Origin of the sequence: Streptomyces panaciradicis, assembly GCF_023516615.1 — a bacterium.
GTDB lineage: Bacteria > Actinomycetota > Actinomycetes > Streptomycetales > Streptomycetaceae > Streptomyces > Streptomyces panaciradicis.
Genome location: NZ_JAMGBF010000305.1, coordinates 1 through 1271, shown reverse-complemented (window position 1 = coordinate 1271; position 1271 = coordinate 1). Strand labels below are relative to the sequence as shown.

Here is a 1271-nt window from a genome sequence, read left to right as displayed (position 1 = left end):
TCGATGCGGAAGACCTGGTCCGGGGCGAAGACCTCGTGGACGACCTTGTTGAGCTCCTCGGCCGACTTCAGGTCGTGGCCGAAGGGCTTCTCGATGACGGCGCGCCGCCACGAGCCGCCGGTCTGGTCGGCCAGGCCGTGCTTCTTCAGCTGCTGGATCACCACGGGGAAGGAGCGCGGCGGCACCGACAGGTAGAAGGCGAAGTTGCCGCCCGTGCCCTGTGCCTTGTCGAGCTCCTCGATGGTGGAACGCAGCCGCTCGAACGCGTCGTCGTCGTCGAAGGTGCCCTGGACGAAGCGCATCCCCTGGATGAGCTGCTGCCAGACCTCCTCGCGGAACGGCGTGCGGGCGTGCGCCTTGACGGCGTCGTGGACCTCGGAGGCGAAGTCCTCGTTCTCCCACTCGCGGCGGGCGAAGCCCACCAGGGAGAAGCCCGGCGGCAGCAGACCCCGGTTGGCGAGGTCGTACACGGCGGGCATCAGCTTCTTGCGCGACAGGTCGCCCGTGACGCCGAAGATGACCAGGCCCGACGGCCCCGCGATACGCGGGAGCCGTCGGTCCGCGGGGTCACGAAGCGGGTTCGCTCCGGAACCGGAAAGTGGAGCCAAGGTCTCAGCCCTCCGAGGGGGCGAGGCGCTCCAGCTCCGCCTCGGTCGACTTCAGCAGGTCGTTCCAGGACGCCTCGAACTTCTCGACGCCCTCCTCCTCCAGCAGCTGCACGACCTCGTCGTACGCGATGCCGAGCTTCTCGACGGCGTCGATGTCGGCGCGGGCCTGCTCGTACGTCCCGGCGATGGTGTTGCCGGTGATGGAGCCGCCCTCCTCGGTGGCGTGCAGGGTGGCCTCCGGCATGGTGTTCACCGTGTTCGGCGCCACCAGGTCGTCGACGTAGAGGGTCGGCTTGTAGGCCTTGTCCTTCACGCCGGTGGAGGCCCACAGCGGGCGCTGCTTGCGCGCGCCCGCGTTCTCCAGCGCCGACCAGCGGTCGGACGCCTGCGTCGAATTGTCGGAAGAGCCGAACACCTCCTCGTACGCCTGGTACGCCAGACGCGCGTTGGCGACGGCGGCCTTGCCGCGTGCCGCCTTGGCCTCGTCGGTGCCCAGCTCGTCGAGGCGCCGGTCGATCTCGGTGTCGACGCGGGAGACGAAGAAGGACGCCACGGAGTGGATCTTCGACAGGTCCCGGCCGCGCTCCTTGGCCTTCTCCAGGCCGGAGAGGTAGGCGTCCATGACCTTGCGGTAGCGCTCCAGGGAGAAGATCAGCGTGACGT

The 1271-nt window shown here is 69.0% G+C and carries 2 protein-coding genes; both read right to left on the bottom strand.

Features of this window, described 5'->3' with window-relative positions; all coding sequences use genetic code 11:
- Nucleotides 1-608, bottom strand: a 608-nt coding sequence (locus M8J74_RS44045) for a glucose-6-phosphate dehydrogenase (protein ID WP_505016725.1), incomplete at its 3' end; no start/stop codon positions are given.
- A 4-nt stretch (nucleotides 609-612) separates the two neighbouring features.
- Nucleotides 613-1271: transaldolase family protein (locus M8J74_RS44040; protein ID WP_283949339.1), on the bottom strand; the 659-nt coding region annotated here is incomplete at its 5' end.